General features: G+C 53.9%; 11 protein-coding genes and 4 pseudogenes. 12 read left to right on the top strand and 3 right to left on the bottom strand.

Annotated features, from left to right (window positions below; genetic code table 11):
* Positions 1-251 precede the first annotated feature (251 nt).
* Positions 252-611: pseudogene (locus tag HA41_RS08595) on the bottom strand (DNA methyltransferase); the annotation flags it as partial.
* Between the two features lie 3 nt (positions 612-614).
* On the opposite strand from HA41_RS08595, the pseudogene HA41_RS08590 reads away from it, so the two are divergent.
* Positions 615-1397: pseudogene (locus tag HA41_RS08590) on the top strand (tyrosine-type recombinase/integrase); the annotation flags it as partial.
* 120 nt (positions 1398-1517) lie between these two features.
* Here HA41_RS08590 and icd read toward each other — a convergent pair.
* Positions 1518-2768 (bottom strand): NADP-dependent isocitrate dehydrogenase, encoded by a 1251-nt coding sequence (gene icd / locus HA41_RS08585; RefSeq protein WP_094120423.1) that lies wholly within the window; start codon positions 2766-2768, stop codon positions 1518-1520.
* Positions 2769-2872: 104 nt separating this feature from the next.
* Between icd and rluE the strand changes: the two genes are divergently transcribed.
* The 8 genes and pseudogenes from rluE (at position 2873) to HA41_RS08545 (ending at position 10729) form a co-directional block, all read left to right on the top strand.
* Complete coding sequence (gene rluE / locus HA41_RS08580; RefSeq protein WP_094120422.1) at positions 2873-3535, top strand: 23S rRNA pseudouridine(2457) synthase RluE; 663 nt, start codon at positions 2873-2875, stop codon at positions 3533-3535.
* Positions 3536-3581: 46 nt separating this feature from the next.
* A complete protein-coding gene (locus HA41_RS08575; protein ID WP_094120421.1) occupies positions 3582-4058 on the top strand; it encodes an NUDIX domain-containing protein in 477 nt (158 codons plus the stop codon).
* Between the two features lie 39 nt (positions 4059-4097).
* A pseudogene (mnmA, locus tag HA41_RS08570) lies at positions 4098-5211 on the top strand (tRNA 2-thiouridine(34) synthase MnmA).
* Positions 5212-5254: 43 nt separating this feature from the next.
* Positions 5255-5896 carry a high frequency lysogenization protein HflD gene (hflD, locus tag HA41_RS08565; protein WP_094120420.1) on the top strand — a complete coding sequence of 214 codons (642 nt, stop codon included), beginning with the start codon at positions 5255-5257 and terminating at the stop codon, positions 5894-5896.
* A gap of 44 nt (positions 5897-5940) precedes the next feature.
* The gene (gene purB, locus HA41_RS08560) at positions 5941-7311 is read left to right on the top strand and encodes an adenylosuccinate lyase (protein ID WP_094120419.1); all 1371 of its coding nucleotides are present in this window, start codon (positions 5941-5943) and stop codon (positions 7309-7311) included.
* Between the two features lie 104 nt (positions 7312-7415).
* On the top strand, positions 7416-8084 hold the full coding sequence (gene phoP, locus HA41_RS08555) for a two-component system response regulator PhoP (protein WP_094120418.1): 669 nt from the start codon (positions 7416-7418) through the stop codon (positions 8082-8084).
* 2 nt (positions 8085-8086) lie between these two features.
* The gene (gene phoQ / locus HA41_RS08550) at positions 8087-9547 is read left to right on the top strand and encodes a two-component system sensor histidine kinase PhoQ (protein WP_094120417.1); all 1461 of its coding nucleotides are present in this window, start codon (positions 8087-8089) and stop codon (positions 9545-9547) included.
* Positions 9548-9604: 57 nt separating this feature from the next.
* A complete protein-coding gene (locus HA41_RS08545) occupies positions 9605-10729 on the top strand; it encodes a ribosomal protein uL16 3-hydroxylase (protein ID WP_094120416.1) in 1125 nt (374 codons plus the stop codon).
* Between the two features lie 214 nt (positions 10730-10943).
* On the opposite strand, the pseudogene pepT reads toward HA41_RS08545, so the two are convergent.
* Positions 10944-12173 (bottom strand): annotated as a pseudogene (gene pepT, locus HA41_RS08540) (peptidase T).
* 314 nt (positions 12174-12487) lie between these two features.
* Between pepT and potA the strand changes: the two are divergent.
* The 3 genes from potA to potC are packed head-to-tail and all read left to right on the top strand — an operon-like array spanning position 12488 to position 15214.
* A complete protein-coding gene (gene potA, locus HA41_RS08535; protein ID WP_094120415.1) occupies positions 12488-13603 on the top strand; it encodes a spermidine/putrescine ABC transporter ATP-binding protein PotA in 1116 nt (371 codons plus the stop codon).
* Complete coding sequence (potB, locus tag HA41_RS08530; RefSeq protein WP_143807299.1) at positions 13596-14447, top strand: spermidine/putrescine ABC transporter permease PotB; 852 nt, start codon at positions 13596-13598, stop codon at positions 14445-14447. Before potA ends, potB begins: the two co-directional genes overlap by 8 nt.
* A complete protein-coding gene (gene potC / locus HA41_RS08525; protein ID WP_094120413.1) occupies positions 14444-15214 on the top strand; it encodes a spermidine/putrescine ABC transporter permease PotC in 771 nt (256 codons plus the stop codon). Before potB ends, potC begins: the two co-directional genes overlap by 4 nt.
* Positions 15215-15230 lie beyond the last annotated feature (16 nt).

The raw sequence follows: 15230 nt of genomic DNA, 5'->3' as shown, positions 1-15230 counted from the left end.
GCCCATTCACGGTTAAAGTTTTCAATAAACACTTCTGGAGATTAAGAAGAAAAAAATAAACCGCACAAACAGCTAGTTACATTAAGATTGAATTTTTAATCAGGAATTAAACTTAAATACATTTGATAAAAATCCAGAAAAAATCAATTAAACGTGAGGTCTAACACGTTATTTTTAAATTTTGTAACACTAATGTAAATAATTACTTTATTTTAACGCATCATCTGGCAACTAAATCACTTGGTGCTTGACTATTGTGTTCCGCCCACTGGCCTTTCAATAATTTCGAAAATTTCTTTTGCTGTCTGCAAAAACTTCTCTTCCTCCAGCTCAACCCCAATTGTAGAGCGCCCCAGCTTTATGGTCGCTTTTATCGTTGACCCTGACTCCATGAAAAAATCAGCGACTACAACACCCGGCCTGCTGCTGCCGTTAATAATTTGCTCTAGCATGTCGGCAGGTTTTTCGCAGGGGTGTTTGCCGGGGTAATACTGAACCGGTTTGTGCGCCCATACGTCTGTGTAAGGAACCGCAACTGAGACGCCGAAATATCTGCGAAGAGATTTGTACTCCTCCTGCAGTTCCAGATATTTGCGGTTCAGTGAATGATACGGGTCGAATTATTTCGCCAAAATTGCGGGATGATGTATTTAAAGGACGTTGGGGCGTTAGAGGTCGCGGAGATAGCCGATGCTGTTAAAGCCGAAGGCCATAACCGAATGGCTCAGGTAGTAAGAATGGCGATCATTGATGTGTTCAAAGAGGCCCAGCACGCTGGGCACGTTCCCCCCGGCTACAACCCAGCACAGGCCACTAAACAGCCGCGTAACCGGGTTGTACGTCAGCGTCTGTCACTGGACGAGTGGCAGGCAATATTCAGCGCTGCAGAGGATCACCCACCCTATCTCCAGTGTGCAATGCTTTTGGCTCTGGTCACTGGCCAGCGCATAGGCGATATATCGAAAATGAAATTTTCGGATATCTGGGATGACATGCTGCATGTTACCCAGGAGAAAACCGGCTGCCGTGTTGCCATCCCTCTGAGCTTGAGGTGTATGGCCATTGATATCTCACTCAGAGAGGTTATCGCTCAATGCCGGGACGCTGTTGTGAGTAAATATCTGGTCCATTTCCGTCACTCCACTTCGCAGGCCGTCAGGGGTGATAAGGTTTCTGCCAGCTCTATAACGACAACGTTCAAAAAGGCTCGGAATCACTGTGGACTGACCTGGGCTAAAGGTGCAGCACCCACCTTTCATGAGCAGCGTTCGTTGTCGGAACGTCTATATCGAGAGCAGGGTCTAAATACCCAAAAATTGTTGGGCCATAAATCTCAAAAAATGACGGATCGGTACAACGATGACCGGGGCAAAGATTGGATTATTGTGGCCGTATGAAGATCGTTTTTTGAACAGTTTTGGTGAAGAGTTTTAGTGGGGTTTTGGCGAAGAATAGTAGGAAACAAAAAGCCAACACGATTTTTACATTCGTGTCGGCTGTATGTTACGGAAAGCCGATTACATATTTTCGATGATCGCGTCACCAAACTCTGAACATTTCAGCAGTTTAGCGCCATCCATCAGGCGTTCGAAATCATAAGTCACGGTCTTGTTAGCGATAGCGCCTTCAACACCTTTAACAATCAGGTCAGCCGCTTCGAACCACTCCATGTGACGCAGCATCATTTCTGCTGACAGGATGACGGAACCTGGGTTCACTTTATCCTGACCGGCATATTTTGGTGCTGTGCCGTGGGTGGCTTCGAACAGTGCGCACTCATCACCAATGTTAGCGCCTGGTGCGATACCGATACCGCCAACCTGCGCCGCCAGGGCGTCAGAGATGTAGTCACCGTTCAGGTTCATACAGGCGATAACGTCATATTCAGCCGGACGCAGCAGGATCTGCTGAAGGAACGCATCGGCAATCACATCTTTAACGATGATCTCTTTACCGGTGTTCGGGTTTTTGAACTTCATCCACGGGCCGCCGTCGATCAGTTCGCCGCCGAACTCTTCTTTCACTAACTGGTATCCCCAGTCTTTGAAAGAGCCTTCGGTGAACTTCATGATGTTGCCTTTGTGAACAAGGGTCAGTGAATCACGATCGTTGGTGATGGTGTATTCCACTGCCGCGCGGACCAGACGTTTAGTACCCTCTTCCGAGCACGGCTTAACACCGATACCACACTGCTCAGGGAAGCGAATTTTCTTCACGCCCATCTCTTCGCGCAGGAACTTGATCACTTTGTCTGCTTCGGCAGAGCCCGCTTTCCACTCGATACCGGCGTAGATATCTTCGGAGTTTTCACGGAAGATCACCATGTCGGTCTCTTCAGGACGTTTAACCGGGCTTGGCGTGCCTTTGTAGTAACGTACCGGGCGCAGGCAGACGTAGAGGTCCAGTTCCTGACGCAGAGCGACGTTCAGTGAACGAATACCGCCGCCGACCGGCGTGGTCAGTGGGCCTTTGATGGCAACGCGATATTCTTTGATTAAGTCGAGAGTTTCCTGTGGCAGCCAGACATCCTGACCGTAAAGTTCAACTGACTTCTCACCGGTGTAAATCTCCATCCAGGAGATCTTGCGCTCGCCGTTGTAGGCTTTCTTTACCGCCGCGTCGACGACTTTCAGCATTACCGGGGAAACATCAACACCGATACCGTCACCCTCAATGTAAGGAATGACCGGATTGTTTGGCACTGACAGCTTGCCCTGATTCAGGGTGATTTTTTGACCTTCCGCCGGAACAACTACTTTGCTTTCCATTAACCTCTCCTGGGCGTTTGTTAATGATTTGTAAGATGCGCGTCAATACTACTTGAATATTTCCGCCACGCCAATCACCGCAATTTCACGTTATAATGCGCCGAATGTTTCTGACTGCAAAGCCCATGCGAAAAACTTCTCAACGAATTCACCAGGATAAACGATTCAGCCGCCCGACACGTGATGCGCGACGTACGCCTGCCCGCCCTGCGGCGCCTCGCCGTGTGATTCTGTTTAACAAACCGTTCGACGTTCTGCCGCAGTTCACCGATGAAGCGGGACGCCGCACCCTGAAAGATTTTGTCAGCGTCACAGAGGTCTATGCCGCAGGTCGCCTCGATCGCGACAGCGAAGGATTGATGGTGCTGACTAACGACGGCGCCCTGCAGGCCGCGCTGACCCAGCCCGGCAAACGCACCGGAAAAATTTACTATGTTCAGGTGGAAGGCGTGCCGCAGGAGACGGATCTGCAGCCCTTGCGCGATGGGGTTAATCTGAAAGATGGGTTGACGCTGCCCGCTGGCGTGGAAAAAGTGCCTGAGCCGGCGTGGCTCTGGCCACGTCAGCCCCCGATCCGTGAGCGCAAAAACATCCCGACCCAGTGGCTGAAGGTCACGCTGTATGAAGGCCGCAATCGTCAGGTACGCCGGATGACCGCCCATATTGGCTTTCCCACTTTGCGATTAATTCGCTACGCCATGGGCAGTTATACACTCGGGGATCTGGCTCCAGGCAAGTGGCGCGAACTCAGCGATGGCCCTGCCTGAAAAATCGGTTTTTTTATAACCTCAGGTTAACAATTGCGGAGAAGTGATGTTTAAACCTCATGTTACTGTCGCCTGTCTGGTTCAGGCAGAAGGTGAATTACTGGTGGTGGAAGAGACGATCAAGGGTCGTGCCACCTGGAATCAGCCTGCTGGCCATCTTGAAGCAGATGAAACCCTGCTGGAAGCCGCAGAGCGGGAACTTTATGAAGAGACTGGCATTGCGGCACCGATGCAATATTTCATCGCGATACACCAGTGGATCGCCCCTGACAGTACGCCTTTTGTGCGTTTTCTGTTTGGTCTGGATCTGACGGAAAAACCGCCAACCCAGCCGCAGGACAGTGACATTGATTGCTGCTGGTGGCTGACGCCAGAGCAGATTCTCACTGCCTCTAACCTGCGTTCACCGCTGGTCGCTGAAAGTGTACGACTGTGGCAACAGGGCACGCGCTACCCGTTACATCTGGTCAGCCCGTTCCAGTGGCCGTTTCATGAGGGTGCGCGCCCGTCTTCTGCATGGTAGAATGCGCCGCCTGTTTTTTTATCGTTATGCGAGCGTGTCATGTCTGACAACAGCCAGAAAAAAAGTGATCGTCGGTATGTCCGGCGGCGTCGATTCTTCCGTTTCCGCCTGGTTACTGCAGCAGCAGGGTTACCAGGTCGAAGGCCTGTTCATGAAGAACTGGGAGGAGGACGATGGCGAGGAATATTGTACTGCCGCGGACGATCTGGCGGATGCGCAAGCGGTGTGTGACAAGCTGGGTATTAAGCTGCACAAGGTGAACTTTGCGGCCGAATACTGGGACAACGTCTTTGAGCACTTCCTCGAAGAGTACAAAGCGGGTCGTACGCCGAACCCCGATATCCTGTGCAACAAAGAGATCAAATTTAAAGCGTTCCTTGAGTTCGCGGCCGAAGACCTCGGCGCGGATTTCATCGCCACTGGCCACTATGTGCGTCGCCACGACGTCGGCGGCCAGAGTCAGCTGCTGCGTGGTCTGGATGGCAACAAAGATCAGAGCTACTTCCTCTATACCCTGAGCCATCAGCAGATTGCTCAGAGCCTGTTCCCGGTTGGCGAACTGGAAAAACCGGAAGTGCGCCGCATCGCCGAACAGCTGGATTTAATTACCGCGAAAAAGAAAGATTCCACTGGCATCTGTTTTATCGGCGAGCGCAAATTCCGCGACTTCCTGGCGCGTTATCTGCCGGCGCAGCCCGGTGAGATTGAGACCGTGGACGGCCAGATCGTCGGTGAGCATCAGGGGCTGATGTACCATACGCTGGGACAGCGCAAAGGTCTGGGCATCGGCGGCCTGAAAGAGAGCAAAGATGATCCCTGGTATGTGGTGGACAAAGATGTGGCGCGTAACCGCCTGATTGTCGCGCAGGGCGGTGATCATCCGCGGCTGATGTCAGTTGGCCTGATGGCACAGCAGCTGCACTGGGTCGACCGCCAGCCCATCACCGCTCCACTGCGCTGTACGGTAAAAACCCGCTATCGTCAGACCGACATCCCGTGTGAGATCATTCCGCACGGCGAAGACCGGATTGAGGTCCGTTTTGATGAACCTGTTGCGGCAGTTACGCCTGGACAGTCTGCAGTGTTCTATCTCGGCGACATCTGTCTGGGTGGCGGCATCATCGAAGAGCGTCTGCCGTTAGTGGCAAAATAAACTGCCCTGACCCGGCACACAGGACGCGTAATCAGGAGTTACCGTGGCGAAGAATTATCAGGAAATCACACTGGCGCTGGCGGGCATCTGTCAGTCAGCCCATCTGGTGCAGCAGCTGGCCCAGCAGGGTCACTGTCAGCCGGAGGCGTTTACCGTCACGCTGCGCAGCGTACTGGATCTCAACCCCAGTTCGACGCTGGCGGTGTTCGGCAATAACGAAGCCAACCTGCGCCTCGGCCTTGAAACCCTGATGGCGGTGCTTAATAGCAGCAGTCGTCAGGGCGCAGGGGCAGAACTGACGCGTTACACTCTCAGCATGATGGTGCTGGAGCGTAAGCTCAGCGCCAATAAAACCGCGATGGCGACGCTGGCCCAGCGTATCAGCCAGCTCGATCGTCAGCTGGCGCATTATGAACTGGAGTCAGATACTATTCTCAGCGCCATGGCGGGCATCTACGTGGACGTCATCAGCCCGTTAGGTCCGCGCATCCAGGTGACCGGTTCACCTACCGTGCTGCAGAACCCGCAGTTGCAGAGTAAAGTTCGTGCCACACTGTTAGCCGGCATTCGTGCCGCCGTATTGTGGCAGCAGGTCGGCGGTGGCCGTCTGCAACTGATGTTCTCGCGTCAGCGCTTGCTACGTGAAGCGAAAACCCTCTTATCCCGGCTGCCACTGACTTACTAAGTCGGTGCGGCAAAACACTGCTAAATGATTCAGGAGTTGCACTGATGGAATTATCCTCTCTGACCGCCGTCTCACCTGTCGATGGTCGTTACGGCGATAAAGTCAGCCCGCTGCGTGCGATTTTCAGCGAATTTGGTTTGCTGAAATTCCGCGTTGAGGTTGAAGTTCGCTGGTTACAAAAACTGGCCGCGACCGCAGAGATCAAGGAAGTTCCTGCATTTGATGCCGACGCAAACGCTTTCCTTGATGCCATTGTCGCCGGTTTTTCAGAAGAAGATGCAGCACGCATTAAAACCATTGAGCGCACCACCAACCACGACGTGAAAGCGGTCGAGTATTTCCTGAAAGAGAAAGTCGCTGATCTCCCTGCCCTTCACGCTGTTTCTGAATTTATCCACTTCGCCTGTACCTCTGAAGATATCAACAACCTGTCGCACGCCCTGATGCTGGAAACGGCCCGTCGTGAGGTGATCCTGCCTTACTGGCAGCAGCTGATTAATGCGGTGAAGGCTCTCGCCAGTGAATACCGTGATATTCCGCTGCTCTCCCGTACCCACGGCCAGCCCGCTACGCCGTCGACCATGGGTAAAGAGATGGCTAACGTCGCTTATCGACTGGAGCGTCAGTTACGTCAGCTGAAACAGATTGAGGTGCTGGGTAAAATCAACGGCGCGGTCGGTAACTACAACGCCCACATCGCCGCATACCCGGAAGTGGACTGGCATGCGCTGAGCGAGAGCTTCGTTACCTCGCTGGGGATCACCTGGAACCCCTATACCACTCAGATTGAGCCGCACGACTACATTGCCGAAATGTTCGACTGTATCGCTCGCTTTAACACCATCCTGATCGATTTCGACCGCGATATCTGGGGCTATGTGGCGCTGAACCATTTCAAACAGAAGACGATTGCGGGTGAAATCGGCTCATCGACCATGCCGCATAAGGTCAATCCGATCGACTTCGAAAACTCCGAAGGCAATCTGGGCCTGGCGAATGCCGTAATGCAGCATCTGGCCAGCAAGCTGCCGGTCTCACGCTGGCAGCGAGATCTGACCGACTCTACCGTGCTGCGTAACCTTGGCGTGGGTGTCGGTTATGCGCTGATCGCCTATCAGGCGACGCTGAAAGGCATCTCGAAGCTGGAAGTGAACCGCGATCGTCTGCTGGACGAGCTGGATCATAACTGGGAAGTGCTGGCGGAACCGATCCAGACAGTGATGCGCCGTTACGGTATTGAGAAGCCGTATGAGAAGCTAAAAGAACTGACACGGGGTAAACGCGTGGATGCCGCCGGCATGCAGGCCTTTATCGACAGCCTCGCGCTGCCGGAAGAGGAAAAAGTGCGTCTGAAAAAGATGACGCCTGCAAACTATATTGGTCGCGCTATTCAGATGGTTGACGATCTGAAATAATGCCCGCCGCAGACCGGCTCAGTCCGGTCTGCGTTAACATCTGGTTTAATACATTTCGCGTATACTTTCTGCAGGTTGACTCAAACAGAGTGTAAGGAATTTCTATGCGTGTTCTGGTTGTTGAAGACAATGCCCTGCTGCGCCATCATCTCGCCGTCCAGTTACGTGACATGGGCCATCAGGTTGATGCCGCCGAAGACGCCAAAGAAGCCGACTATTTTCTTCGGGAACATCTGCCTGATATCGCGCTGGTGGATCTCGGCCTGCCAGATGAAGATGGTATGTCTCTGATTCGCCGCTGGCGCAGCGATGCTGTACGTCAGCCGATTCTGGTGCTGACCGCCCGTGAAGGCTGGCAGGCCAAAGTTGAAGCGCTGGAAGCCGGTGCTGATGACTACGTTACCAAACCGTTTCACATTGAAGAGGTGGCGGCACGTCTGCAGGCGCTGATGCGCCGTAACAGCGGTCATGCTTCGCAAATTATTGATATGTCGCCGTTCCAGGTTGATCTCTCTCGCCGTGAACTGACAGTAAATGAACAGCCGGTAAAGCTCACCGCCTTTGAGTACACCATTGTCGAGACGCTGATTCGCAACGCAGGCAAAGTGGTGAGCAAAGATTCGCTGATGCTGCAACTCTATCCCGACGCTGAGCTGCGCGAAAGCCACACCATCGACGTTCTGATGGGCCGTCTGCGCAAAAAGATCTTAGCGTTGCATCCTACCGACGTGATCGCCACCGTGCGTGGCCAGGGTTATCGCTTTGATCTCTGACCATGTCCTGGTTTAATCGTTATCGCCCTATTTCGCTGCGCGCCCGCTTTCTTCTGGCCTCCGCAGCCATAGTTCTGTTCCTCTCACTCTCTTACGGTATGGTCGCGGTGATTGGCTATGTCGTCAGTTTCGATAAAAATACCTACCGTGTGATGCGTGGCGAGAGCAACCTGTTCTTTACGCTGGCGCAATGGCATGACAACAAGCTCACCATCGCTCAGCCAGAACGGATGACGCTCAACTTCCCGACGCTGGTGTTTATTTACGATGAGAAAGGCAGGCTGTTGTGGCAGCAACGCGATGTGCCAGAGATCCGTAAAAAGATCCACAGTGAATGGTTGCTGAAGCCCGATTTCTACGAGATTGATACCAGCAACCGTACCAGCATGGTGGCGATGGGCAATAATCTGAATGCTCAGCGACGACTCAACGACTGGGACAATGACAACAATGATACCTTTACCCATTCGGTCGCCGTTAACCGTTACGATGCCACCACGAATCTGCCTGCACTGACCATTGTGGTAGTCGACTCAATCCCACAGGAGTTGCAGCATTCCGATGTGGTCTGGTCGTGGTTCAGTTATGTGCTGGCTGCCAACCTGATACTGATTATTCCCTTACTGTGGCTGGCGGCGCACTGGAGTCTGCGGCCGATTGGCGCGCTGACACAGCAGGTGCGCGAACTGGAGACCAGTCAGCGCGAAAATCTGGCGGATAATCCGCCGCAAGAGCTGCGCAGTCTGGTTCGCAACCTCAATCTGTTGCTGACCAATGAGCGGCAGCGTTATACCCGCTATCGCACCACCCTTTCTGACCTGACCCACAGTCTGAAAACGCCGCTGGCCGTGTTGCAGAGTACCCTGCGATCGCTGCGCAACGGCAAAGAGCTGACGGTGGAACAGGCTGAGCCGGTGATGCTTGAGCAGATCAGTCGTATCTCGCAGCAGGTCGGTTATTATCTGCATCGCGCCAGTATGCAGGCCGATCACAATCCACTGCAGCGCGATCTGCATTCCGTCTCTGGTCTGCTTGACAGCCTCTGTTCGGCACTCAATAAAGTCTATCAGCGTAAAGGCGTGGCGATTACGCTGGATATCTCACCGGAGCTGACTTTTGTTGGCGACCAGAATGATTTCATGGAAGTCATGGGTAACGTGCTGGATAACGCCTGTAAATATTGCCTGGAGTTTATTGAAGTCAGCGCTTTCCAGAGTGAGAAAGCGCTGCATCTCTATATCGATGATGACGGTCCCGGCATCCCGGAGAGCAAGCGCGATCTGGTGTTTGTCCGCGGTCAGCGCGCCGATACTTTGCGTCCGGGTCAGGGGCTCGGGCTGGCGGTGGTACTGGATATCCTGGAGCAATATGCGGGTAAGGTCATCGCCTCCAGCAGTGCGTTGGGCGGTACCCGGATGGAAGTGGTGTTTCAGCGCCAGCAAGTCGAACATCGCCGCGAGTAGAAACCGGCCCGGGCTGTTATACTTGCTGGCATTTACAGCCCTAAGCGGAACCCTTGTATGGACTATCAGCTCGATCTCAACTGGCCCGATTTTATTCAACGTTACTGGCAAAAACGCCCGGTGGTGCTGAAGCGTGGCTTCAAAGACTTTGTCGACCCTCTCTCTCCGGATGAACTGGCCGGACTGGCGATGGAAAACGAGGTGGATAGCCGCCTGGTGAGTCATCAGGATGGCAAATGGCAGGTCAGTCACGGACCGTTTGAGAGCTACGATCATCTGGGCGAGAATAACTGGTCCCTGCTGGTGCAGGCGGTTAATCACTGGCATGAGCCTTCTGCCGCCCTGATGCGCCCTTTCCGCTTTCTGCCTGACTGGCGTATTGATGACCTGATGGTCTCATTCGCCGTGCCGGGTGGCGGCGTGGGACCGCATTTCGATCAATATGACGTGTTCATCATTCAGGGCAGTGGTCGCCGTCGCTGGCGTGTCGGAGAAAAAGTGCCGATGAAACAGCACTGCCCACACCCTGACTTACTGCAGGTAGAACCGTTCGACGCCATCATTGATGAAGAGATGGAGCCGGGCGATATCCTCTATATCCCACCCGGGTTCCCGCATGAAGGCTATTCGCTGGAAAATGCGCTCAACTATTCAGTGGGTTTCCGCGCGCCTAGCGGCCGTGAACTGATCAGCGGCTTTGCCGATTACACGCTGGCAAATGAGCTGGGTAGCCTGCGCTTTAGCGATCCCGACGTGCCGTCGCGCGATTGCCCGTCGCAGATCCTGCCACAGGAGATTGAAGGCGTGCGCCAGGTGATGCTGGACGTGATTAACCAGCCGGAACATTTTGCGCAGTGGTTTGGCGAGTTTATTTCACAGTCGCGTCACGAGCTGGATGTTGCGCCGCCAGAGCCGCCTTACCAGCCCGATGAGATCTATGACGCCCTGCAACAGGGTGATGCCCTGAGCCGGTTGGGTGGCCTGCGGGTGCTGACGATTGGTGATGCCGTTTACGTTAACGGAGAGCGGGTTGAATGCTCGCATCCTGAGGTCATGGCCGTACTGGCACACCACTACCGTATTACGCTGGAGGATCTGGGTGATGCGCTGGACGATCCGGCCGTACTGGCGCAGATCGCCGGGCTGGTAAATGCCGGTTACTGGTATTTTGGCGAAGAGTAATCGTGACCGCAGCTGACAATGCCCGTCGCCAGCGGCGGCGCTGGCATTCTGAACAGGCTCTCATGCCACTGCGGCAGAGAGCCTTTTTCGTCATCTGTTTCGTGGTCTTTTTCGATACAGGCCGGTTCGATCCAGGTCTCTACGATACATTTCTGTTTCGATAAAAGTCTGTTGCAATGGCCGCTGGCTTCGGCAACTCAGCCGCCCGGCAGAGTTACGCTTTCTTCTGCGCTGCCAGTTCCGACAACCGCACAATCACATCCACCGACTTCGCCATGATATTCAGCGAGGCAAACTCATGCTTGCCGTGATAGTTGTAGCCGCCAGTAAACAGATTCGGGCAGGGTAAGCCTTTCCATGACAGCGCTGAGCCATCCGTGCCGCCACGAATCGGTTTCACCACCGGCTCAATCCCACAGTCGCGCATCGCCTGCAGCGCCAGTTCCATGATGTGTGGGAACGGCTCAACCTTTTCGCGCATATTACGATAGCTGTTCGTAATCTCGACCGTCACTGAGCAATCCTTGTGCAGATTTTTCGTCATCTCCGTCGCAATCTGCTACAGCGTCTGTTTGCGCTGCTCAAAGCTCTCTGTTTCAAAATCGCGAATAATATAGTGCAATTCAGCGTGTTCAACCGTGCCTTTTATCTGGTGCAGATGATAAAAACCCTGATATCCATCGGTGTACTGCGGCTTTTCACTGGCCGGCACGGCGGCATGAAACTGATTAGCCAGATCCAGCGCGTTCACCATGACTCCTTTGGCTGAGCCAGGATGGACATTGTTACCCACGATTTTGACCGTGGCTGAGGCGGCGTTAAAGTTTTCATACTCAAACTCACCCAGATCGCTGCCGTCGACGGTATAGGCCCAGTCAGCGGCAAAACCTTCGACATCAAAATGCGAGGTGCCGCGACCGATCTCTTCGTCGGGCGTAAAGGCCACGCGGATGGCACCATGCGGAATATCGCTGCCAGCCAGCCGGGCCATCGCCGTCATGATTTCGGCAATACCCGCTTTATCGTCCGCGCCCAGCAGGGTTTTGCCATCCGTAGTGATCAGCGTATGGCCGATCAGCTTATGCAGCACCGGGAACATCACCGGCGACAGAATCTCATCGCCATTGCCCAGCGCAATGTCACCGCCGCGATAGTTTTCGATAATCTGTGGATTAACGTGCTTCGCAGTGAAGTCAGGCGAGGTATCCATATGGGAGATAAAACCGATCACCGGGGTGGGCCAGTCGACATTGGCGGGCAAGGTGCCCATCACACAGCAGTGATCGCTTAACGTGACGTCAGCAAAGCCCAACGCCAGCAGCTCTTCCTGCAGCTGACGCGCCAGCGTCCACTGCCCTTCACTGCTCGGCACCTGACGCGCCTGCGGTTTTGCCTGGGTTTCGACTGCGACGTAGCTCAAAAAACGCTCTAGTAACTGTTCCATATCCCATCCTTTAAAAGTGCTGTCCGTTATTATTCACAGACCAGCCGGACGCAACGTTGCGTCAAATCATTAGCTGACAGGTTAGCGCTGTCGATCCCCTTTGGGAAAGCGATCACGTCGAAAAAAAACAGGATTATGAGATTATTGCGGCAGGTCTCGCAATGCGTTGTTAATAATCCCGATTATCGGCTGCCCGGCGTGCTCAAAACATGGCAATGACACCGTTTTCAGGTATCATCCGCCCCTTCTTGCTGGCTGGCTGCGGTAGGCGGCTATGCTGTAACCTGTTCGACCTTTGACAGACTGAGACTAAAATGACGCAAACACGCGCACAGCAGGCGCTGGTTACGCTTTCTGGCATCAGTAAAGCTTTCGATGGCAAAACCATCATTGATGATTTTAATCTGACTATTCACCACGGCGAATTTATTACGCTGCTTGGCCCCTCCGGCTGTGGCAAAACCACCATTCTGCGCCTGATTGCCGGGCTGGAAGAGGCCGATCGCGGGCGCATCCTGCTGGATAATCAGGATATCACCGCCACCGTCGCTGAACATCGTCACGTCAATACGGTGTTTCAGAGCTACGCACTGTTCCCGCATATGACGGTATTCGAGAACGTTGCCTTTGGTTTACGGATGCAAAAAACACCGGCGGCGCAAATCACCTCCCGGGTCACTGATGCGCTGGCGATGGTGCAGCTGGAGAGTTTTGCCGATCGTCGTCCCCATCAGCTGTCGGGCGGACAGCAGCAGCGAGTTGCTATCGCCCGAGCGGTGGTCAATCGGCCAAAAGTGCTGTTGCTGGATGAGTCGCTCTCTGCGCTGGATTATAAGTTGCGTAAGCAGATGCAGAACGAGTTGAAAGCGCTGCAGCGTAAGCTGGGTATTACCTTTGTTTTTGTCACCCACGATCAGGAAGAGGCGCTGACCATGTCCGATCGCATCGTGGTGATGCGCGACGGAAAAATTGTGCAGGACGGCACGCCGCGTGAGATCTACGAAGAGCCTGATAATCTGTTTGTCGCCCGCTTTATCGGCGAGATTAACGTCTTTGATGCTGAAGTGATTGCCAGCGATAATGCCCCGCGGATTCGGGCGAGGGTGGAAGGCCGCGAGTGCGATATTCATTGTGCTTTCCCGGTCCGGACAGGTGACCGGTTGCATGTAATGCTGCGTCCGGAGGATTTACGCGTGGAAGAGATTCACGGTGACAGCGCAGTTGATGGCCTGATCGGCTATGTCCGTGAGCGTAATTACAAAGGCATGACGCTGGAATCGACCGTTGAACTGGAGAACGGCAAGCTGGTGACGGTGAGCGAGTTCTTTAATGAAGACGATCCTGACTTTGACCACTCACTGAACCAGAAAATGGCGGTGAACTGGGTGCCCAGCTGGGAGGTGGTATTGCCGTATGAAGCTGATGCGTAACGGTTTTCAGAAAAGTGTCATTGCGCTGATCGTCGGCTGGCTGGCGCTGTTTGTCTTTCTGCCTAACCTGATGATCTTTATCACCAGCTTTCTGACGCGCGATGATGCGCACTTTGTCAGCGCGGTATTTACCCTCAGCAACTACACGCGCCTGCTTGATCCGCTGTATGCCGAAGTGCTGCTGCATTCGCTCAACATGGCAACAATTGCCACGCTCTGCTGCCTGCTGCTGGGCTATCCGTTCGCCTGGTGCCTGACGAAATTGCCGGCGCGCCTGCGTCCGCTGATGCTGTTCCTGTTGATTGTGCCCTTCTGGACTAACTCACTGATCCGCATTTATGGCCTGAAAATATTCCTCAGTACCCGTGGCTGGTTAAATGATTTTCTGCTGACACTCGGCCTGATCGATAAGCCGTTTCGGATAATCTACACCCCGGAAGCGGTGGTACTTGGCCTGATCTACATTCTGCTGCCGTTTATGGTGCTGCCGCTCTACTCCAGCCTGGAAAAGCTGGACAAGCCGCTGCTGGAAGCGGCGCGTGATTTGGGAGCCGGAAAAATACAGACCTTCTTTCGCATCATTCTGCCGCTCACCATGCCGGGCATCATTGCTGGCTGCCTGCTGGTGTTGATCCCGGCGATGGGGCTGTTCTACGTGGCCGATTTAATGGGCGGCGCGAAAAATCTGCTGATTGGTAATGTGATCAAAAGTCAGTTCCTGAATATCCGCGACTGGCCATTTGGTGCTGCCACCAGCATTGTGATGACGCTGTTAATGGGCCTGCTGCTGCTGATTTACTGGCGCGTTGCGCGTCTGCTGAATAACAAGGTGGATTTAGGATGATGGCACGCCTGTTACGCGGCAGTTTTATGGCGATGATTTACGCCTGGTTTTATATTCCGATTGTGATTTTGATCGTCAATTCGTTTAACGCCTCGCGGTTCGGCATTAACTGGCAGGGATTCACAACGCAGTGGTATCACCTGCTGCTGAATAATGACAGCCTGCTGCAGGCGGCGCAGCATTCACTCATCATGGGGGTGCTGTCAGCCAGCTGTGCGACACTGATCGGCTCGCTTACCGCCGTGGCGCTCTATCGCTACCGCTTTCGCGGCAAGCCCTTCGTCAGCGGTATGCTGTTTGTGGTGATGATGTCGCCGGATATTGTCATGGCGATTTCGCTGCTGGTGCTGTTTATGCTGCTGGGGATCTCGCTGGGTTTCTGGTCGCTGCTGTTCTCACATATCACCTTCTGTCTGCCGTTTGTGGTGATTACCGTTTACTCGCGACTGAAAGGCTTTGATGTGCGGATGCTGGAGGCGGCGAAAGATATGGGTGCCAGCGAGACCACGATTTTGCGCAAAATTATCCTGCCGCTGGCGATGCCCGCCGTCGCGGCCGGCTGGTTGCTGAGCTTTACCCTCTCCATGGATGATGTGGTGGTCTCCTCGTTTGTGACTGGCCCAACCTTTGAAATATTGCCGCTGAAGATTTACTCAATGGTCAAGGTGGGGGTCTCACCGGAGGTGAATGCGCTCGCCACCATTCTGATGCTGCTGTCGTTGCTGCTGGTAGCCGGCAGTCAGTGGTTACTGCGTGACAGAAATTAATAACCGGGGAATGATA

This window comes from Pantoea conspicua, assembly GCF_002095315.1.
Taxonomy (GTDB): Bacteria; Pseudomonadota; Gammaproteobacteria; order Enterobacterales; family Enterobacteriaceae; genus Pantoea; species Pantoea conspicua.
The sequence above is the reverse complement of the archived record's forward strand: the minus strand, read 5'-3'. Positions and strand labels throughout refer to the sequence as shown.

Excerpts from the sequence above, each read along its gene's own strand:
- icd (WP_094120423.1), bottom strand. The coding sequence starts at position 2,768 with ATGGAAAGCAAAGTAGTTGTTCCGGCGGAAGGTCAAAAAATCACCCTG.
- potB (WP_143807299.1), top strand. The coding sequence starts at position 13,596 with ATGCGTAACGGTTTTCAGAAAAGTGTCATTGCGCTGATCGTCGGCTGG.
- rluE (WP_094120422.1), top strand. The coding sequence starts at position 2,873 with ATGTTTCTGACTGCAAAGCCCATGCGAAAAACTTCTCAACGAATTCAC.
- potA (WP_094120415.1), top strand. The coding sequence starts at position 12,488 with ATGACGCAAACACGCGCACAGCAGGCGCTGGTTACGCTTTCTGGCATC.
- phoQ (WP_094120417.1), top strand. The coding sequence starts at position 8,087 with ATGTCCTGGTTTAATCGTTATCGCCCTATTTCGCTGCGCGCCCGCTTT.
- HA41_RS08545 (WP_094120416.1), top strand. The coding sequence starts at position 9,605 with ATGGACTATCAGCTCGATCTCAACTGGCCCGATTTTATTCAACGTTAC.
- HA41_RS08575 (WP_094120421.1), top strand. The coding sequence starts at position 3,582 with ATGTTTAAACCTCATGTTACTGTCGCCTGTCTGGTTCAGGCAGAAGGT.
- purB (WP_094120419.1), top strand. The coding sequence starts at position 5,941 with ATGGAATTATCCTCTCTGACCGCCGTCTCACCTGTCGATGGTCGTTAC.
- phoP (WP_094120418.1), top strand. The coding sequence starts at position 7,416 with ATGCGTGTTCTGGTTGTTGAAGACAATGCCCTGCTGCGCCATCATCTC.
- potC (WP_094120413.1), top strand. The coding sequence starts at position 14,444 with ATGATGGCACGCCTGTTACGCGGCAGTTTTATGGCGATGATTTACGCC.